General features: G+C 35.8%; 18 protein-coding genes and 1 tRNA gene. 7 read left to right on the forward strand and 12 right to left on the reverse strand.

Annotated elements, in window-relative coordinates; all coding sequences use genetic code 11:
- The first annotated feature begins 279 nt into the window (after positions 1-279).
- The 6 genes from BBF96_RS10580 to BBF96_RS10605 all read left to right on the forward strand — a co-directional run bounded on the left by BBF96_RS10580 (position 280) and on the right by BBF96_RS10605 (position 6,985).
- Complete coding sequence (locus BBF96_RS10580) at positions 280-1,287, forward strand: CotS family spore coat protein (RefSeq protein ID WP_164731016.1); 1,008 nt, start codon at positions 280-282, stop codon at positions 1,285-1,287.
- Positions 1,274-2,119: a PHP domain-containing protein gene (locus tag BBF96_RS10585; protein ID WP_127017121.1), complete on the forward strand. Its 846-nt coding sequence runs from the start codon at positions 1,274-1,276 to the stop codon at positions 2,117-2,119. The genes BBF96_RS10580 and BBF96_RS10585 overlap by 14 nt, the downstream gene beginning before the upstream one ends.
- On the forward strand, positions 2,116-3,138 hold the full coding sequence (locus BBF96_RS10590) for a CotS family spore coat protein (RefSeq protein ID WP_127017122.1): 1,023 nt from the start codon (positions 2,116-2,118) through the stop codon (positions 3,136-3,138). The genes BBF96_RS10585 and BBF96_RS10590 overlap by 4 nt, the downstream gene beginning before the upstream one ends.
- A gap of 198 nt (positions 3,139-3,336) precedes the next feature.
- Positions 3,337-4,356: an extracellular solute-binding protein gene (locus tag BBF96_RS10595; protein ID WP_205665621.1), complete on the forward strand. Its 1,020-nt coding sequence runs from the start codon at positions 3,337-3,339 to the stop codon at positions 4,354-4,356.
- Positions 4,349-5,935, forward strand: coding sequence for an ABC transporter permease (locus tag BBF96_RS10600; RefSeq protein WP_127017124.1), 1,587 nt, complete (start codon positions 4,349-4,351; stop codon positions 5,933-5,935). The genes BBF96_RS10595 and BBF96_RS10600 overlap by 8 nt, the downstream gene beginning before the upstream one ends.
- 12 nt (positions 5,936-5,947) lie before the next feature.
- A complete protein-coding gene (locus tag BBF96_RS10605) occupies positions 5,948-6,985 on the forward strand; it encodes an ABC transporter ATP-binding protein (RefSeq protein ID WP_127017125.1) in 1,038 nt (345 codons plus the stop codon).
- Positions 6,986-7,248: 263 nt separating this feature from the next.
- On the opposite strand, the gene BBF96_RS10610 is transcribed toward BBF96_RS10605, so the two are convergent.
- The 5 genes from BBF96_RS10610 to BBF96_RS10630 all read right to left on the reverse strand — a co-directional run bounded on the left by BBF96_RS10610 (position 7,249) and on the right by BBF96_RS10630 (position 14,323).
- On the reverse strand, positions 7,249-8,940 hold the full coding sequence (locus BBF96_RS10610) for a methyl-accepting chemotaxis protein (protein ID WP_127017126.1): 1,692 nt from the start codon (positions 8,938-8,940) through the stop codon (positions 7,249-7,251).
- Between the two features lie 235 nt (positions 8,941-9,175).
- Positions 9,176-10,378, reverse strand: coding sequence for an ISL3 family transposase (locus BBF96_RS10615; RefSeq protein WP_127015677.1), 1,203 nt, complete (start codon positions 10,376-10,378; stop codon positions 9,176-9,178).
- A gap of 203 nt (positions 10,379-10,581) precedes the next feature.
- Positions 10,582-11,568, reverse strand: coding sequence for a protein kinase family protein (locus tag BBF96_RS10620; RefSeq protein ID WP_127017127.1), 987 nt, complete (start codon positions 11,566-11,568; stop codon positions 10,582-10,584).
- Between the two features lie 13 nt (positions 11,569-11,581).
- Complete coding sequence (locus tag BBF96_RS10625; protein ID WP_127017128.1) at positions 11,582-12,595, reverse strand: CotS family spore coat protein; 1,014 nt, start codon at positions 12,593-12,595, stop codon at positions 11,582-11,584.
- A 15-nt stretch (positions 12,596-12,610) separates the two neighbouring features.
- Positions 12,611-14,323, reverse strand: coding sequence for a hypothetical protein (locus BBF96_RS10630; protein ID WP_127017129.1), 1,713 nt, complete (start codon positions 14,321-14,323; stop codon positions 12,611-12,613).
- A 144-nt stretch (positions 14,324-14,467) separates the two neighbouring features.
- On the opposite strand from BBF96_RS10630, the gene BBF96_RS10635 reads away from it, so the two are divergent.
- Positions 14,468-15,247, forward strand: coding sequence for a hypothetical protein (locus tag BBF96_RS10635; RefSeq protein WP_127017130.1), 780 nt, complete (start codon positions 14,468-14,470; stop codon positions 15,245-15,247).
- Positions 15,248-15,286: 39 nt separating this feature from the next.
- Here BBF96_RS10635 and BBF96_RS10640 read toward each other — a convergent pair whose 3' ends face one another.
- From BBF96_RS10640 to BBF96_RS10670, 7 genes are all read right to left on the reverse strand, one after another.
- Positions 15,287-15,523, reverse strand: coding sequence for a hypothetical protein (locus tag BBF96_RS10640; protein ID WP_127017131.1), 237 nt, complete (start codon positions 15,521-15,523; stop codon positions 15,287-15,289).
- A 51-nt stretch (positions 15,524-15,574) separates the two neighbouring features.
- Positions 15,575-16,648: a mannose-1-phosphate guanylyltransferase gene (locus tag BBF96_RS10645; RefSeq protein ID WP_127017132.1), complete on the reverse strand. Its 1,074-nt coding sequence runs from the start codon at positions 16,646-16,648 to the stop codon at positions 15,575-15,577.
- 25 nt (positions 16,649-16,673) lie between these two features.
- Positions 16,674-17,801 (reverse strand): glycosyltransferase family 4 protein, encoded by a 1,128-nt coding sequence (locus tag BBF96_RS10650; RefSeq protein WP_127017133.1) that lies wholly within the window; start codon positions 17,799-17,801, stop codon positions 16,674-16,676.
- A gap of 191 nt (positions 17,802-17,992) precedes the next feature.
- Positions 17,993-18,068, reverse strand: a tRNA-Gly gene (locus BBF96_RS10655).
- Positions 18,069-18,427: 359 nt separating this feature from the next.
- Positions 18,428-18,901 carry a hypothetical protein gene (locus BBF96_RS10660; RefSeq protein WP_127017134.1) on the reverse strand — a complete coding sequence of 158 codons (474 nt, stop codon included), beginning with the start codon at positions 18,899-18,901 and terminating at the stop codon, positions 18,428-18,430.
- A 348-nt stretch (positions 18,902-19,249) separates the two neighbouring features.
- On the reverse strand, positions 19,250-20,407 hold the full coding sequence (locus tag BBF96_RS10665; protein ID WP_164731163.1) for a DUF4349 domain-containing protein: 1,158 nt from the start codon (positions 20,405-20,407) through the stop codon (positions 19,250-19,252).
- Positions 20,408-20,424: 17 nt separating this feature from the next.
- A complete protein-coding gene (locus tag BBF96_RS10670) occupies positions 20,425-21,012 on the reverse strand; it encodes a sigma-70 family RNA polymerase sigma factor (protein ID WP_164731017.1) in 588 nt (195 codons plus the stop codon).
- Between the last annotated feature and the right edge of the window lie 57 nt (positions 21,013-21,069).

Raw genomic sequence — 21,069 nt, forward strand, 5'->3', positions numbered from 1 at the left:
GGTTTTAAAATAATATAATATAATGATTATACTACAAAAAGCTAATTTTGAGCGACATAGAATTTTTTTGCCAAATCTTCACGAGATTTCCGACGAAATAAGGCCTCATCACAGGAGGTGATGAGCTAGTTCTAAGGGCCAGGAGGGCCCTTTGATTAGGAAGCCTTATTTCGGCGGAAATCGAGCTTTAGATGATTCGAAAAATTTCTCAAGAAGTGAAAAATTAGCTTTTTGCAGTTTAACCATATAATGATTGAAGTTAAGGAAGGAGTGGAGAAAATGGATGATGGAATACTACAAAAAATCGAAAAAATTTACGGAATACATATATTTTCAATACAGCCAATCAGGGATATTTACCGCTTGAAAACAGATCAGGGAAAGCTTTGTTTAAAGGAAATAGATTATAAGCTTAAAAAATTTTTATTTATATACTATGCCATGGAACATTTAATCAACCGGGGTTTTCATCAGCTTCCTGCATTTGTTCATACCCTGACAGGGGATCCTTATTTTTCTTATAATGATCGAATCTTTTTTATCTCAGAATGGATCGATGGACGCGAATCTGATTTTAAAAATCCGGCTGATCTGGATCTGGCTCTCATAACTTTAGCCAAAATGCATCGAGCATCAATTGGGTTCCGTCCTCCATCCCATGTTAAAGTCAAAAGCAGACTTGGTATCTGGCCAAAGCGTTTTCATAAACGGATCTCCGATTTAAAGAAATTTAAAGAGATAGCTTTACAAAAAGTTGAACCTTCAACTTTTGATAAATATTACCTAAAACACGTAGACAAAATTATTCAAGAAGGAGAGAAGGCACTTCAACTTCTTGAAAAATCAGCCTACAATGAACTGGTAAAACAGGCAAAAAAAGATGGAAGTTTTTGTCATAATGATTTTGTTTACCATAATGTGCTCATTGATGATTCTATACCTGCTGCTTATATCATTGATTTTGATTACTGCCGATTTGATTTACGTATCTATGATATTGCCCGTTTGATACGGCGTATAATAAAAGACAAAGAATTTAAAGAAGATTTGCTGGATATAATTCTCTATTCTTATAACTCCGAATACCCTCTGTTAAAAGAAGAATATCCGGTTCTTGCAGCATTTTTACAATTTCCCCAGCGTTTCTGGAGAATAGCTGACCGCTATTATCATCAAAAATGCGATTGGAGTGATGAGAAATTTCACTCCCATCTAAAGCGCGCTGTCAGGCGTTATCGATATCAAAGATCACTGGTTAAGGAGATTTTGCGCTATGAAAAAAATTAAAATTGACTTGCATATCCATTCTAATTTCTCTGACGGAATATTAACTCCAACAGAAATTGTAACCCAGGCCAAACAGAAAAAAATTCAGGTAATTGCTCTCACAGATCATGATACTTTGGATGGAATTCCTGAACTTTTAAAAGAAGCAAAAAAACAAAATATCCCAGCTATATGTGGTATTGAATTCACCTGTCGAATGAATGGCCGGGTTTTGCATATCCTTGCCTATAACTTTGATCCTGAAAATTATGAAATCCTTCAGCTGGTACAGAATTTTAATAAACTTCAAGCAATGCTCAATCTTAAGCGAATCCGTAATTTTGAGAAAAAATTTGGGCATACAATTGATCTCTCAAAAATTCCTAAAAAAGGAAATGTGACACCCATTCGCCTGGCTTATTGGCTTTTAGAAACAGGTCAAATTAATCCCGATGAATTTCCTGAAAGGATCAAAGATATATACCTGCTTTTCGAGCCATCGGTAAGAGCCTTTGAAAAGGGTTATCTATCCTATCTTCCCCTAGCAGAAAATGTAGTTCAGATTATCCGTAATGCCCATGGTTTTCCGGTATTGGCACATCCCCAATCTCAGAGAGTGACCTTTGCTGAACTACTGCGTCTCTATGCCAGAGGATTAAAGGGAATCGAAGCTTTCTATCCAGATCAAGACCCACTACCTTATCTGAACTGGGCCAAAAAGTTGAGTCTGGCTGTTACAGCTGGAAGCGATTATCACGGAATACTGGATAGAAAAGAACGTTCTATCGGTTTCACCATCCCTAAACCACTGCCCGATGGGCTCTATCTCTATACAGGAGATGTTACCATATGAGGGATTTACCCACTTTTGACAAAACTGAGATAATTCGAATTGTTCGCCGGGGATATGGAATCAGGGTTCAGAAAATTATCCCATATCGGCACATCTACCGCCTGGAAACAAATCTGGGAACCCTTTTTTTTAAACCATTCCACTCAAAAGAAGCTAAATTACAATTAATCGTTAAAGCTCAGGAACATTTAAAAAAACAAGGTTTTACCAGATTCATCCCATTTATTCCCACCTTAAATGGGAAACCCTATTACTGTTATAAAAAACAGTTATTCTATTTAACCAGATGGATAGATGGGCATCCTTCTAATTATGACAATCCCTTTGAATTACGAAAAGCTGTGCATCTCTTTGCCAGATTTCACAAGGCAGCAAAAGGATTTGCACCTCCTATAGAAATCCCTGATTTTCTGGGAAAATGGCCCCTAATGTTTAAAAAACGTACCCTTGAACTTAAAAAATGCCGTAAAAACGCTCAAAAATATCCCCGGCCAACCCCTTTTGAGAATCTATTTTTTAAACATATCGACTATTATATTGAACAGGCGGAAAAAGCCATTGAGCTATTGGATAAGACTGATTATGTCCTATTAAGTAAGGCTGGAAAGAGAGAATTACCTTTCTGCCACCATGATCCGGCCCACCATAATATTCTGATTACATCCACCAATAAAGCTTTTCTTATTGACTTTGACTATCTCATTCGGGATCTTCATCTTCATGATCTGGCAAGTCTGATTATCAGAAATGGAAAGGCTTCTACCTGGAACCTTAAGCGCTGTGAATTTCTCATAAAGGCTTATCAAGAGATAAAACCTATAACCCCGGAAGAATTTGCAGTTATCCATGCCTTTATGACTTATCCCTATGATATCTGGCTTTTGGCACGAGCCCGCTATATTGAAAAAAAACCCTGGCCTTTAACTTATTATATAAAGGAACTAATCAGAAAAACTAAAAATGAAAAGGCACGCCAGTATTTCCTCGATAAATTTTTATATTCTTATCTTTTACTTTAAAAACTCAAGAAAAACTACCGTTTAACTAGGTATTAGGAGATAATTTTACCAAATTAACCTCTACCTCATTTGCCCCTGGTTGAAAAAGACGATAGAATATAAATGTAAATGAAAATCATTATCAATCGAATTTATTTTTTACATAAGTAATGATAATGATTTTCATAATCAAAAATATACAAAAGGAGGTTACATATTATGAGAAAAACTATGTTGTTATTTTTGCTAATTTTAATGGTAGCAAGTATTTGGACGGAAACACAGGCCTGGGGTAATGAAGGTGAATTGGTTATCTATTCTGGTAGAAAAGAAAAATTTGTACTTCCCCTCATTGAAAAATTTGAACAAGAAACCGGAATCAAGGTTAAATTATTAAGCGGTAAAGCCACTCAGTATGCACACAGAATTATTGAAGAACAAAAACGTCCTCAGGCTGACCTTCTATTGGCCAATGATGCTGGTGTCATGGAATATCTTCGTCTTCAGGGGGTTTTAGCTCCAAATAATGACCCAATTCTGAACCAGATTCCTGCTAATTTTAAAGCTGTAGATGGCTCCTGGGTAGGACTTTCTGCAAGAGCTAGAATATTTATGTACAATCCTAAATTAATCAGTGAAGAAGAAATGCCCCACTCTATCTTTGATTTAGCTGATCCTAAGTATAAGGGTAAATTTGCCATTGCCCGTGCAGGTAATGAATCGGTAATATCACATTTTGCTGCCATTCGTGCCTATGCGGGAGATGAGAAGACTAAAGAATTAATAAGGGGTATTATGGCCAATGAGCCAATCATTACTCATGGACATACCGATATTCGAAAAGCAGTTGGAGCCGGTGAAATTGCCTTTGGATTGGTCAACAATTATTATTTCCACCTCCAGTTAGAGGAAAAAACAAATAATGATGTAAAGGCAATCTACCCAGACCAGGGTCCTGATCAAATGGGTGTCTTCGTAAACGTTGCAGGAGTCGCTTTAATAAAAAATGCCCCACATCAAAAAGAAGCCAAAAAATTTATCCGTTTCCTCTTACAACCTGAACAACAAAAAATGTTTGCATGGATCAGTAAAGAGACTCCAATTTTACCTGAAATAGAAACCTTAGAATATGCAAAGAAAATAAATGAGTATAAAGTCTTTGAATTACCTCTGAGTAAATTAGGTCCAGTCTGGAATGATACAATTAAACTAATGGAAGAGGCAGGTTTCAGTGAATAAAATTGATAAAATTAAATCGATAGTAAAGCAGGTCTGGGGCAACCCACGACCTGCTATAAGTTTAATACTTTTAAATCTATTGTTGGGGATTTTAATGTTAATCCCCCTGGTATATGTATTTTTACGCAGTCTTCAGGCTGGACCTAAACTTTGGTTTAAGTTGATTTCTTCATATCTATCAGAACTTATAATAAATACAATTACCTTAACTTTGGTAGTAAGTGTATTAGCTATTTCTATTGGAGTACTAATGAGCTGGTTAGTAGTAGGAACCAATTTGCCGGGACGAAAAATCTGGCAATGGATTTTAGCTTTACCTCTTGTAATTCCGCCTTATGTAGGAGCATTGAGTTATATTATCCTTTTCAGGCCACGCGGTTGGATATATCAACTAATTGGACACTCCATTTTACCGATTTACTCATTTTGGGGTGCTGTAATTGTTTTAACTATATTCACTTATCCATACGTTTATATAATTACATCTTCTTCTCTTAAAAAGATTAACCAGAGTTATATTGAAGTTGGTAGAAGTTTTGGGATGAAACCTTTCACTATTTTTTTAAAGATTATTTTACCCTTAATAAAACCAGCTATTGGAGCAGGTGGATTTCTTATTGCTTTATATGTTCTTTCTGATTTTGGAGCTGTTGCTATGTTGCGATATAAAACTTTTTCCAGCGCTATCTACTATCAGCTTACAGGCAAATTTGACCGGTCTGGAGCGGCAATTTTAAGTACAGTTCTAATTTTTTTTACAATGATATTTTTATATCTGGAAAATCGGAGCCGGAAAGGACAAAAATTTTTCCAGAATCAGGGTACTTACCGTAAATTTAAACCTTTTGATCTTGGTAAATGGAAAATAATTGCATTATTTCTTGTCGGATCAGTTGCTTTTTTGGGAGTAGGAATACCCCTTAGCATTTTGACCTATTGGTCCATTTCAGGAATAAAAGCAGGCATCTTAAACAGCCGATTCTTCTCTTATATTTTTAATACTTTTCTTGTAGCCGGATCTGCTGCCCTTATTTCGACAGTTGCAGCAATTCCTGTCTCCTTTCTCAAATCCCGATATCCATCACCTCTAAGTAGCAGTGTTACCAGATTTGCCTATACAGGGTATATCTTGCCGGGAGTCATCGTTGCTCTGGGAATTATCTTTATTTTTAATCAATATCTACCTTATTTTTATGGAACGCCTTTAATGTTATTAATTGCTTATATTATACGGTTTTTACCTTTAAGTCTACGCTCTATTGAATCAAGCCTTGCTCTAATTTCACCACGTATAGATGAGGCTGCAAAAAGTATGGGAGTTTCACCATTAAAAATGATTTTTCAGGTGATTTTACCCCTCATTTTCCCGGGATTAATGGCAGGAGGTGCTCTGGTCTTTGTAAGCTCTATTAAAGAATTACCAGCCACCCTTATACTTAGACCAGCAGGCTTTGATACTTTAGCAGTTCGGGTATGGTTAGAAGCCAGTGAAGGGTTTTATGAATTAGCTGCTCCAGCGGCATTAATCATAATCCTTATTTCAGTAATACCGCTAAAATATTTACTTAAACAAAAATAGGAGGTATAAAGAGTGATTATTCAATGTAAAAATATTAGCAAAAAATATCCCGGTACAGCACAACCGGCAGTACAAAATTTAAATATAACCATTAATGAAGGTGAAATTGTTAGTTTACTTGGTCCAAGTGGTTGCGGTAAAAGTACAACTTTACGAATAATTGCTGGATTTGAAGTCCCTGATGAAGGAGAGATCATTCTGGCAGGTAAACAGGTTTATGGTAAAGGGATATGGGTTCCTCCAGAACACCGGGATGTTGGTATGGTTTTCCAGGATTATGCTCTTTTTCCTCACTTAAATGTGATTAAAAATATTACCTTTGGCTTAAAGCGAACCAGAGATTTGAATCAAAGAGCAAAAGATTTACTTAAATTAGCAAATTTAGATGGCTTAGAGTCAAAATTACCCTCAGAGCTTTCCGGTGGTCAGCAGCAAAGAGTAGCTCTTATTCGGGCTCTTATGCGTCAACCCTGTATTGTTCTAATGGATGAACCCTTCAGTAATCTTGATGCCAGTTTAAGAGAACAGCTGAGAGTTGAAATTAAATCAATTTTAAAGCAAACTGAAACCACCTGTCTTTTTGTTACCCATAATCAAGAAGAGGCATTAACCATCTCGGATAGAATAATCGTCCTGAACCAGGGGAAAATTGAACAGATAGGAACCCCTGAAGAAATTTATTTTCACCCAAAAAGTTTATTTGTTGCTAAATTTGTAAGTCAAGGAAATATTTTGGAAGGAATTTGTTCTGGTAATACAATCAAAACAGAATACTTCTCACTTAAAGTAAATAATATTCACAAAAATAATGGAAAGAAGGTAAATGTTATTATTCGTCCTCGAGGTTTAAAACCCGATCCGAATGGTTTGATTAAAGGAAAAATAGAAGACGTTCAATTTAAAGGAGAAAGTTATGAATGTATAGTAAAATTATTTTCACCACAAGGAGCAACCACCAATTTCAAAATAACAGTTGATGTACAAACTAAGATAAAACCTGGTATTCAACAAACCTTTTCAATTGATGAGAATCAGATAACTATTATTTAATGATTATGCTGCAAAAAGCTAATTTTTCGCTTCTTGAGAAATTTTTCGAATTATCTAAAGCTCGATTTCCGCCGAAATAAGGCTTCCTAATCAAAGGGCCCTCCTGGCCCTTGATTAGCTCATCACCTCCTGTGATGAGGCCTTATTTCGTCGGAAATCTCGCTAAGATGATTTTCAAAAAATTTCTATGTCGCTCAAAATTAGCTTTTTGCAGTTTAATCATACATTAAAAAAGACGCAGGTTCACCTGCGTCATAAAACTATCACTCTTCTCCCAGATCAAATTTTTTAATCAAATCTCCGATTTTTTCACCAATCTCTTTTAATTTCTCAGCCATATCTGCTACCTCTTCGGCAGTAACAGACTGCTCTTCTGTAGCCGCTGCTACCTCTTCTGCATTTGAAGAGGTTTCTTTAGTGATCATAGCTACTTCATCCATCTTTTTAGCTGCATTTTGACTCAAATCCATTACAGATATAATACTCTCTCTGGTCTGATTAGCTACCTTATTTGTCTCTGTTATCCCCTTTTGAATAGTATTAAAAATTTCCTTCGACTGCTCTACCAGACCAAATCCTTTCTCCGCTTCAGATTTGCTCCGGTCCATCAATTGCTGAGACTTTTCTGATTCATTCTGGGTTTCTTTAATCAACTTTTGAATCTGACCAGCTGACTCAGAAACCTCTTCTGCAAGAGACTTAATCTCCTCTGCAACAACAGAAAAACCGCGTCCCACATCTCCTGCCCGGGCAGCTTCTATGGCTGCATTTAAAGCTAGAAGTTGGGTCTGATTTGCTATGGAATTAATGAAGTTTAAAATTTCTTCAATTTCCGACGTCCTCTGAACCAATTTTTCAGCTACGCTGGCATTATCCTGAATGGCCTTTTGAATGGAACTTATCTGATCAGCCATTTTTTCAATAATTAACTGGCCCTGATTTACCGCTTCTAAAGCCTGTCGAGACTGATTACTGGAACGCTCACCCATTTCCAAAGCAAGCTGCATATGCTCTAATATCTCACCCAATAATTTTAGAATCTGCTGAATATAATTTGCCTGCTCCTGGCTTCGTATTGCCACCTCTTCTATTGACCTAGCCACTTCCTCAGAAGCACGACTGGAACTCATAGCAGATTCGTTCAATTCTTCACTGGCCCGGTTCAGTTGGTTGAAAGATCTACTTATCTCATATATTACTTCACGGAACTGACGAACCATCTGTTTACAGGATAAAGCCAATATGTAAAGCTCGTCTGAACCCCGGTCATTAAACAATTCTTCATATAGTTTACCCTCTGCAACTACTTTAATATTGTTAACCGTCTTATCCAAACGGTTAAGCATTCTACTTATCATAACATACAGCAGTATCTCTCCCAGAATAAATAAGGCCAAAGTTACCAATAAAGTACGGTTCCGGACCTCGTGATAAATCTTGAAAGCATCTTTTTCTAAAACAGCAATCCCAAATGTTCCAATAATCTGCCCCTGGGAATTTTTCAATGGCTCATAATAGGCGTAACATGATTCTCCATCAATCTCTACTGGTCCTAAATACACCTCTCCGTTTTCTAAAACCTTTTGCTGTACCTCAGGACTCAATTCCAAAGTCATCTTTCCATCCTTTTTTAAATTGGTACTGACTATCTTTGCACCAACTGAGAAACTGACAATACTATTACTTATTTTACCAAACTCTTCGACAAAACTACGGTTTTCACTCACATCTATATAACCCTTATATAACCGACCATTTTTTACTTTCCAGGAACCTAAATATTTACTCTCCAATATTTTCTTTCCGTTAACTGCATTACTCTGGAGCTGAAGCTGCACCGATTTTTCCAGTACTCCCTTCATTGTTACCTGAAAATTATAGAAATAAAAACCAGTAATAACCAGCAAGGCTATAGTAAAAAATGTAATAATTTTTATTTTAATACTAATTTTCAATTATTCATCCCTCCTAAATAAACGGTTATACCTTACCAGAAAATATTTAAAAGCTATTTTATTAATTTGACAAGACCAAAGTTATTTCCTGCCAAAGTTAATATTTTTTTTTTAATCTGATTTAAAAAGTTTTCAATCATTTTTAAAAAAAAAAGGCTCTCCGTCAAATGTTGTGAAAGATAAGTTGGCTCCGTTGAATTGATTGGTAAATTGATTTTGAAATAAACATTTAAATTTAATAACTTAACATTGCATTAAATACTCTTCTCCTTAGATTCATAACATTTGGAACACCATATCCAATCCTTTTGATCAATTTAATCTTGTTATTGATACCCTCAGCAAAGCCATTGGTTATCTTAGTCTTAAAATAATTTAGTATTTTTTCTTCCCATCTTTGTATTATCTTTTTTACCTGGTAAAAAGGCATCAGCTTGTTTTTTATTACTTCTTTATACCACCTTTTTAGAGCTCTGGTGGCTTCTTTCACATCATCTAGCTGCAATAGGTCTCTGAATTCCTCTTTTAATTCCCAGGCCTTTTCTAGAGCTGGACTGAGTTCAAATAATTTGATGAGCTTTTCATGTTCTTCATCTGTCAATTCTTCAGCTCGTTTTTGGAGTAATAAACGACTTTGAAAAAACTTTCTTCTCTGATGATTATTTACTGTTTGTTGAACTTGTTTTCTAACTTCATCAAGGGCTCTGTTCATTAAAGTTACAAGATGAAATTTATCTATAACAATTTTTGCATGAGTAAATGCTGCATTTGCTACTGCTTTGAACGGCCGCCACATATCCATAGAGATCGATTGAATCTGTCGTCTTTGTTCATCTTCCCAACAATTAAAGTAGTCAATTAAATCATCCTTTTTGCGAGTAGGTAAAATGTCAATTAACTCCCGATTAATTGGATCTGTAATGCTAACTCCATATTTATGGCGTTTTAAAACTGCAAATTCATCGATACTGATGGCTTTTAATTGACTAAGTTTTGAAACTTGTTGTTTAATGAGAGGGTCAACTACTTTTTTAACTGCATTATTAACAGCTGTATAACTTAACCCGTTTTCTCTAGCAACTTTAGAATAATCCTTGCTGACAGTTTCTTTAGCAAGATATTTATCAAAGCGTTTGGTTTTACGGGCATATTTATCAATACTTTCATATTTTTCAGGGATACCCCTCTTATGACAATAAGGACAACGATATCTTTTCTTTAGAAGTCTAATGATTACTAGTTTACCTCTTATGGGGATGTCTCTAATATTTTGCCATTTTGTATCATGGATTTTATTAGTGATATTACCACACTGAGGACACACAATGTGATTTTTCTTTGCTTCAGCGATAAAAATATATCTGTCCTCTGTTGAAATAATTTCAGTTGCAATAATGTCTGGCAAATCAAGAAATTTTATGATATTATTATATTGCATTTGCTGGACTCCTTTCTTTGGTTTTTAGTTCGCAACTAATTAATTCAACGGAGCCAGCAAATGCCTTTTTATTTTTTATAATTTTTTCTTCACAACATTAATTATAGACCCAAAAAAAATAACTTTTATCAAATAAGCACCTAAAATAATAAAAAGGACTGAAACCAAATTTATCAGTCCTTTTAAATCTTTAAGGAAATATTTTATAATTCTAATAAAGCAGAATAAATCTCTTTTGTGGTAGCTTGAGAGATTTTTCTAAGAGCTTTTGCATATTTTTTATTTCTTTTCTTCTCTTTCTCTCTAAGAAAGTACTTCTCTGTAACCCACCAGAAATGCCAGGGGAATTTTAAAAATCCTTTGATCAAATCAATCTCCTCACTTTTAAGAGGACGGATATGGTTATAAGCAGTAATAAGATCAATTACATCATTAATCACCCTTACCTTTCGCCAATGTCCCAACTGGCCTAGATATGCTCCCAGACCACAAGCGGGCAAATCAGGTATAATTAGATTGAGCAAGTCAAATTCCATACCTAAAGTGGGAGCCGGAACTTGACTTAAACTTATATAACCTCTACTCATTCCTTCAAGACGCTGTTCATAATATCCCGCCTTTTTAAGATGAATAATAGCTTCCTGCATAGCACGAAAAGCATCCGATACTGTCTTATCAAAGTATTTAGCCAGTTTTTCTTCCTTTTCATCGATTATAGTTGTATGTAATTCGTAGATGGTATCTCTGGCCATTTCAAATAATTGAACCCAATCCGGCCATTCCCACCCTTCTTTTATACCGGGTTGAAAACCTTCACCAGCCTGATGAATCCAGGCCAGTATTTCACTTCCTAATTGGTAATGCCAGCGAAAGGGAAAATCCACCCCTCCTGGCTGCCACTTTTTCAGGTAAAAATCCTGTCCATCATACTTAAGATTGGTCTCTCCACCAATCATCGGAATACTGGGTACTGCCCATTTGAAACCATTTTTGAGAAGATACTCCTCAGCCTCTAAAGAGGCCAGTAATTCCTGTCTTTCACCTGAATATTTTTTTAAATGATAGTATTCATCATTATCATCTTTTAAGAGCAACCCATCTTCAGTTTGAATAGCACTTTCAAAAGTAATGCTATACCGGGTTAGCGCAACCTGATGAAGAGAATGAGCAATTTCACTCTTTTCAGTCATCCCTAGAACACCTCTATTCTACCTTTTTTTGTTCAAGGTAGGTAATCAACTCATCTTCCCGGTCAATAAGATTTAACAAATCATCAAAACGTTCCAAACTATCCTTTACCTTCCGCTTTTTATAATAATGCCGGATCAACCGATACAATCCTTTAGGATAAAGTAAAAAAGCAATCAAAGCATCCCACTCTTCAGATCTTAAAGGACGAATTTTTGTATAATGATCTATAAATTCAGCTACTTCTTTGACCGGTAATTCTGTCGCTTTTAGAATCTCATCAAGATAGACAGCCAGATCATAGACCTGAACCTCGTACCTAATTCTCAGCATATTTTTAATAATCACTTGATCATCTACTAACTGCAACTTAGAATCTTTATAACTATGCAGATTAAAGGCCCTGGCTTCCATCTCTCGCTTCAACAGCTTACGGTAATCTTCATGATTAAATCTCTGCCAGGCCATAAGTCCTCTTTCAATAAGGCGATCTACCTGTTCATAGAACTTTTCATCAAAAGAGTTCTGCTTTTTATCTTTGATTATTAACTTATATTTTACCAATTCATTTATCTCTTCAAAACACCGATCTGGCCATTTACCCCAGGAAACTTTAAATTCACTACCTGGCATGGGGTTTAACCCCCGGGCTGCTCTATGAAACTCCGCCAAAGTCTCCATTCCTCTGGTAATATTTATAGGAGTATAGGTAAATTTTTCTCCGTCCATTCTATCCATCAGGACCAGCAACTGATCCCGGTATTTAATATATGGATAGGCTTCTTTGGACTGATAAAGGGATAAAAACTTCTCAAATCCATTGGCCTTTAAATGCTGCTGGGCAGAAAAAAGAAAGATTAAAAAACCTTCATCACAGTCTGTGGGAATCAGTTGAAATTGGCCCTTTGGAGTATCCAGTATCAGTCTTTCTCTGCCACGATGAATATTCTGAATATCCAGATCATAATAGCGATTGAGCTTTTCTAGATGCCCAATTCGTTTTATGATTAACCTGGTACGTCTACCCATAGCTGATTCCTCCTTTCATCTTTTCTCAATCTCGCCATCAGGAGTAATAAAATAATACTCTTCATCCTTTATATCATAAAAATACCGTGGCTCTCCCATAGCATCATAACCTACTCGAAAAAAACTTTGATAGGGAGTTTGAATATAGGGACACATACCGTTCATATATCCCATGCACGGATAACTATAGAATAAATATGGTTGAACGAAAGGTATCTCTTCTGAGCCATAGTCCGGAATCGGCTTAAAAATGTAAGGGTTATCATAAAAATTAATGTGGGTAGTATAATCTAAAAATTGATTCTTTTTTTTCTGATTAGTTCTTTTATCTTTACTCTTCGGCGGCCTGGATTTTTGACCTAACTTCTTAAAGCCATCCCGATCTTTGATCTTTTGAATAAATTTTTCAACCCTATTTACCTTATCTTTAACTGCAACTTTAAAGATGGCCACTTTTAACTCCGGCATTTTTAGACCATCCACAAATTGCTTAAATAGTCTTTTACATTCCTTTTTGAATTCATCTACATCCATTTCCCGCATCTTGCGAATTTTTAACTTAATCCAGATCAAAATTTCATCTATATCCATCTTTTCTAAAATACTTTCCAGCCAGTCCTTGATCTTGCACCATAGTTCTTCTGGATTAATCTCATCCAAAATCGCATCCAGATATGCTCTGATTTTATAAAACCATTCTTTTATATCAGCTTCTTTAAGCCAACACTTAGATTTTTCAATCCATTCTTTAGAATTGAGCAGTTCCATTATTTCTTTGATAAAATCTTCAATTCTATCCCACAGATCATCTAAATCAATCCTATCCAGAATATCTTTCACATCTTCATTAATCTGCATTAACAGTTCCTTAAGTTTTGTTTCTTCATAAAATTCACAGCAGTATTCTTTACATTTCTCCCAATACTCCACAAAATCAATCTCTTTTTTCCAGAATTTTAAACGTTTTTTTAAAATCTTAATTACCTCATCTACAGACAAATCACGGTGAAAATCAGATAAAACCTCGCCAAACTGATTTGTTAGCATCGCCTTTTCCTCATCTATCTCTGACTCATTTACCGCTCTTTCTGGCTCAGGATATTTTAATTCTTCTTTAGAATCCAAAGTAACAGATTCCTCTACTAAATCTTCTTCTGCCTTACCTTCACTCATTTCTAACCCAAAATGTACAGATTCTTCTTCATAATTTTCTTCTACGCGTTCTTTTTGATAACTTTCTTCCTTTAAATCCATCTCGATAGATTCTTCTGCATTAACAGCTGGCTTAATCTCCTCATCATTTTTCTCTTCTTTTCTGGCAGGAATTTTCTCAATACTCTCACCGGTTAAATCCTGATAGAATAATTCGGGATTACTGGATATAATCACCTGGCCAGGCCGATTTGGCTCCATATCTTTTGCCTCAACAGTAACAAAAATCCCATCTCCTTCTGGACTCAGCTTTTTTTTAAAGCTAAAGGTCAATTTATTTCTTCGCTGCAATTTACCAATTTTATTCCATTTATTATTTTTGCTATCATAGGACCAGGCGTAATATGTAGCTTCTCTGCCACCTAGAAATTCCATCGGATCTGGTAAATGATATACAGAGATGATCAGTTCATCTGAATTCTCTTCAATCCGGGCAAGTCCGGTGATCATTGAATTTTTCCGGCTAGCTGCGATACTCGGAATAAGTTTGAGCATATTCCACAGTTTCTCTACCATCCTCATCATCCTTTCATAAATATTAACCCTACTTTGAGGGCCTAAACTATTCTATGAGTAACTTATAGCAAATGTGAGTCATTCTCCGTTATTTTAATTCATATGATAAGATAAAAGTATATTTTCACGAAAGGAGGTTGAAAAATGCAAGAAATTAAAAAAATCACCCTCTTTCCTACACGCTTTATCAAAAAACATTTTCAAAATGTCATTGGTACTGCTAATTTTTCTAATAAAAGCAAACAAATCTCTTTGAATATTTATAACTTACCCGAACCTGGCTATTTTTCTACTACAGAGCGGGAATATACTTGCTATAAAGGTTGGCTCTTTAATCCTGAAACTAATCAGTCATTTCTTATTGGCACTTTGACTCCTACGGGAGAGGGTTTATACATACTTTACGATATTTCAATACAATGGCAGGAAGGATTTTCAGAAATCATCATTACTGCCGAACCTGATTCTGTAAAACACCCAGGAGATCTAATTCTATTAATTGGTTATTTAAAAGGTTCTAAAACCCAACCCTTAAAAAAGTTTGAACCTTTTAGCCCTCCTTTACCTAATCACAAATGGTGGAAAATAAAAAAAGCAGATACAAACCACTGTTTGTTTTGTCCTAACTGGCAACAATTTCTCTGGCCGCCTATTCCAACCCCAGTCAATCAGGGTCTTGATTTACCCCATATCATTGGGCTTAAAACAGATGGAAATGGAAACATTCAATATTTTGTGCACGGAATTCCCGGCCGATTCTTGCGCAGTGAACAGCCAGATCAGGGTCGAACAGGTTATCTTTACTGGCATCCCTACTATGGGATTGAAGAACGCATTGGCGCAATGGGCTATTGGCTTTGCTATCTCGACCCGGAAACAAATCAGATTGCTACACCAATTGGGGTCACAATTCCACCCAGATAAAATTTAATAGGTTGAATAGTGAAAAAAGAGCTTTCAGGGCTATTCACCCGAAAGCTCATTATTTTCTGCCAAATCTGTACATTCCCACTCAATTTTTAATTTTAACTGTCGAGAAGTCCCCTTATCCTTAAACCTGACTTTAAAGACTGTCTCTTCAGGAATCTCTACTTCCTGCCAATCTACCAGAATAGTATGATGATCCCTAATCTGTTTTACCACTTCTTCTAATTTCTGTATTAATTCTTTAGTGCTACTACATCTATGTTTATATTTCATAAAAATCCCTCCTGACAAATTAAAATTTTGTTCCAACATATCCTCTCTAACTTACAAAAACTTATCCAGACTTTTTGATTTAATTAATTCCCGCAAATCTTTAACTTCCTGTGCTCGATTTTTATTACAGATTAAAATTACATCTTCTGTTTCAATAATAATCAGATTTTCAATTCCCAGGGTAGCAATGAATTTGTCATTATTGCTTATAATGCAATTTTTAGTATCATAGCCTAAATGAAAACCCATAACAATATTACCATCTTTATCACTCTTCATAATTCTTTCAAGTGCAGCCCAATTTCCCATATCATCCCAGACAAAAGAAGCCAAAACCATATATACTTCCGAGGCTTTTTCCATAATTCCATAATCTATGGAAATGGGAATAAATGTGCTGTACTCTTCTTTAAGTACCTCTTCTTCTTTTTTTGTTCCCATAGCATTTTTAATTTTCATTAATCCCTGGTATAGATGGGGCAAAAAGGATGAGATATGGTCCAAAATTACATTTATTTTCCATATAAAAATCCCACTATTCCAGAAATAATCACTTCGGGTATAAAACTCTCTGGCCAGTTTAAGATCAGGTTTCTCAGTAAACTCTTTCACTCGATAAATGGGCTTATCTACATCTAAACTCAACCGTTCGCCAATCTTTATATATCCATATCCGGTTTCAGGGCGAGTTGGTTTAATACCCAGAGTGGTCAGACAATCTTTCTCTTTTGCCAGTTCAACGGCAATTTCCAGGGTTTTAGCAAACTCAGTCTCATCACCGATATAATGATCTGACGGCAAAACAACCATTACTTCTTCGGGGTCGCTCAAACTAATTTTTACTGCAGCCAGGCCTACACAGGCAGCTGTATCCCGTCTAAATGGTTCAATTAACACATTCTCTTTTGGAATTTCAGGTATTTCATTATAAATTCGGGGAGCAAACTCTGAGTTTGTCACAATGTAGATTTTCTCAGCTGGAAAGATTTTAGCAACCCTTCTGACAGTTGCTTGAATCATGGTTATATCTTCAAAGAATTTTAAAAACTGCTTCGGATTATCTATTCGACTTTTCGGCCAGAATCGGGTTCCCAACCCGCCGGCCATGATAACTGCTGAAACCATTAACCTCCCTCCTAATCATCAGAGTTTACATACATTCAGACTGATAGAGTTTATAATATGCCTGTAATGTTTGGGCAGCTGTTTTTCGCCAATCGAACTGAGCCACCCGTTTCATACCTCTTTTATGTAAATCAAACCAGAACTCCCTGTCACTAAGGACTCGATACATCAACTCTGCCAGACTTACTTCATCACTGGGGTTTACTGTTTCTGCCCCGTCGCCAACCACTTCCGGAATAGAAGTAACATTGGAAGTGATAACTGGAATACCGCAGGCCATAGCTTCTAGTGGTGGTAAACCAAATCCTTCATAATAAGATGGATAAACAAATAGTTTAGCAGCATTATAAAGATAAACCATCTCTTTAACCGGGATAAAACCCGGTAAGTCCACTCGCTCTTCTAAGCCTTTTTGGCGAATCAGTTTCATTAAATCCTCATAAGAACGGCCGGGACTTCCGGCAATGACTAATCTATAATTTTCAGGAAGCTGATCTTTAATAAGTGCAAAAGCTCTTATAATTGCCTTAATATTTTTCCGATGACTAAACCCTCCAACATAGAGAATATAACCGGGTAGTAAGTTATACTTTTTTAAAAAAGGTTTGAGCTGATCAGAGGGTAAAGGCCGATAAAAGTCTTCTGGGGCTAGATGTGTGACCACAATTCTATCCGGAGTAAGGTTAAAATAACGAATAATATCTTTTTTCGAATATTCTGAAACGGTAATGATTAAATCTGCTTCCTCCATAATCCGGGGTACTTGATTTAAAAATATCCTTAAATAACCTTTTCCTACAGTTTCCGGCATTGTATAAGGGATTAAGTCATGGATAGTAACTACATATTTACTTTCCTTACACCGCGGTAAACCAATACCGTTCTGAGGAACATGATAAATTTCGATCCTCTCTTCAGATAAACGGATAGGGATATGGACTTCCTCCCAGAATAAATCTTTTTTATGACTAATTTCTTCAACTTTAATCAGTGGACCCCTCTGTAAAAAATCATAATCATCCCCAGGCCAGAAAAAATAATATTCATTTGAAGCATCTACCAGTTTAAGATTTTTTAATAGCTGATAGGTATATGTACCAATTCCGGTTCCACGATACCACTTTGCTGCTCTTCCGTCTATCCCTATTTTCATACACCACCACTCCCATTTCAGCTCTATCTTCAAACAAATGGTTATAACTACTATCAATATATGTAATCCATCCAGATTTGGTTAATAAAAAATTAACCCTGAAATAAGAAAAAGTCCCTTAAAATAAAGGGACTTTCAGTAATAACTTTTAATTTTTTATAAATTTTTACTGTAATACGGATAAAAAATTTTGGAGCGGGCGACGAGATTCGAACTCGCGACCCTTAGCTTGGGAAGCTAATGCTCTGCCAACTGAGCTACGCCCGCATCCTTTTACATTTTTAATTATAGCATATGGTTTTTGAAAAGGCAATAGGTAATTCCTAAAGAATTAAATTTTTTAATTAAAGAACAAACTATAAATCCTCATATTTGCTAAAACCTAAATTGAACTACTAGATCTCCAACAGCATTAAGTAATCTATAAACAACCAAGCTGGTAACTATAAAACGCGAATCCCATGTCAACAAACCTAATGCGAGCCCACCTAGTGGAACAATAATTTATATATAATACTAACTTCCTTAAGTAACTCCATAGAAAACCCTGGAAAAAATTCTTTAAAAATAGCCCAATATCTCTGGGAAAGAGATATTGGGCTATTTTTGCTTTTATATTTAAGATCTTACCATCCCCATCTTCTACCCATCATACCTGGTCCATAACCCCAGTGACCCCAACCTCCAAATCCTGGCCCATCAGCCTTGAACCAATAGGGACAACCATAATAACCGCCTCGCCATATAAAAGGAACCGAATCTCCAAATCTTTCTTTATATACCTTATATCTTTCCTTAAGATACTCTGCCTGTTCTTTAGTAATCCAACCATCATTTAATTGCTGATCAACCCAGGCATTATACTCTTCTTCTGTCCAACCCTGAGTTCTTCTTTTATACATCTCTAACATATAATCAGCCTGCTTCTGGGTCAACCAGCCATCTTCAACCTGATCTTTAAGCCATCTAGCATAATCTTCTTCCGAAAGCGAATTAATAAAACCCCTTAAACCAAATCCCCAACCACCAAAGGCAAAGGCAGGTACAGTAATCAGACCTAAAAGAGCCAAAACTACAAGAATCAAAGACACCTTCTTCATTCCCATCACTCCTTACTTTTTTTATTTTCTGACTTAAGTCTATAGTATAAATGTTACAAAAGTATGACATAAATGTTACAAAAGTATTTTAAACTGCAAAAAGCTAATTTTGAGCGACATAGAAATTTTTCGTCAAATCATCTTAGCGAGATTTCCGACGAAATAAGGCCTCATCACAGGAAGTGATAAGCCAATCAAGGGCCAGGAGGGCCCTTTGATTAGGAAACCTTATTTCGGCAGAAATCGAGCTTTAGATGATTCGAAAAATTTCTCAAGAAGCGAAAAATTAGCTTTTTGCAGTTTAACCATAATTTAGTTAAAAAAACCAGTTACTGAGAAGTAACTGGCTTATCTCTTCAATCTTTTAACCCGAAAAATTACATATCCAATTAAAATTAATACCAGATATGGTAGCAATGCACCTAGACGAACAATCAGATTATAAAAAGTATTGGTCATTTCCCGTACTGCCTGTTTTAATGCTTTTACAATCCCCCATTGAGAAGAAGTGATAGGTTCTGGTTCCCTGAACTCTACATCAATGGTACTTAAACTAACTTTATCATCATAATAATTTAATTTTCCCTGTAAACTTTCAATTGTGCTCCGAACTCGTTCTAACTCCCGTTCTATTTTTAAGATATCATCAACTTTAACAGCTTTAATCAATAACTGACGATATCGCTCTTCCTGAAGTTTGAGATTCTTCAATCTGGTTTCCAAATCAATATATTCTTCTGTTACATCCTCACCCCGTATAGAGCGAGATAGCACTTTGCCTAACTCTTCAACCCGACTGATAACCTGATAAAACTGATCTGTTGGAATTCGTAATTCATACCAACTATAATACCTATTAACTTCAGAAATCCAGCTCCGGGAACCAGAAATAAAACCTCCATAGTTTTCGACAATCTCTATAATTACATTATCAACTTCTTTTATATCCTTTACTTCTATTTGCAAACTGGCCTTTTTAATGATCTTTCGCTCTATTTGATCCTGGGATGGTGCTTTTTTAGCTGTTAAAGACATCTCCGGTTGACCCATTTTCAACGGAGTCTTCATTGCCTCAGGTTTAAAATACCTGATCTCACCTCTAAGGTCATATTTGGGCATTTCAGGAGTTTCTTTTTGATACTGAATATCTGGAAAAAGACCTGCCATTACAACTAAAAGCACCATAACAGTTACCACACCTACAACACTAACAGGAACACTCAGTTTAAATTTGAGTAATTCCCTTATGCGATTAAGTAAAGTAGATTCCCCTAACTTATCCCTTCTCTCTTTTTCTATCTTTTTTAGAACGGAAGATAAGAAATTATCAGGTAGTGCAACTGCTTCAACTGATGAAAGAAAATCATAATTTTTCTTATAAATCTCCACTTCATTTTGACATTCCTTACAACTATCAAGATGCATTTTAACAAGTTCTTTTTCATCTTTATCCAGGCCACCATCAACATATAGTGGTAATAATTCTTTCAATTCCTCATGTTTCATCCTTTTCCCCCCTTTATTCATGAACTTACTGATGATCTCAGATTACTCAACTCCTCACGTATATTTCGCCTCGCTCGACTGATCCGGGATTTAACAGTACCGAGAGCAACTCCAACAATTTCAGCTATTTCCTCATAACTAAATCCCTGAAATTCTCTTAAAACAATCGCTTCTTTCTGTTCATCCGGTAGTTTATCAATTACTGCCTGAATTTCATCTCTTAATTCCCGGTTAATTGATATTCTTTCCGGTGTCATACTCTCATCTAAAATTTCCTGCTCAATTTCACCATCTTTATACCGAATCGGTTCAGATAGACTCCGAATCTTTAAACGCCTTTGACGTTTCCTCAGCTCATCACGGCAGAGATTGGACGTAATAGTAAAAAGCCAGGTAGAAAAACTGGCCTTTCCCTGGAATAGATGAAGTTTTCGATAGACCCGAATAAACACTTCCTGGGCTAGATCATTAGCATCTTCCGGGTTCCCTAATATCCTATAAATGGTATTATAAACTTTCTTTTGATAACGCCTTACAATTTCTTCAAAAGCCTTTTCTTCTCCTTTTTTAAACATTTCTATCAATTCCTTATCCGATACTGCCACCATTTTCACTCCTTTCTAAACCTTTAGACGTGCAAATATTAATTTTGTTCCATTAAA

The organism is Anoxybacter fermentans, from assembly GCF_003991135.1.
GTDB lineage: Bacteria > Bacillota > Halanaerobiia > DY22613 > DY22613 > Anoxybacter > Anoxybacter fermentans.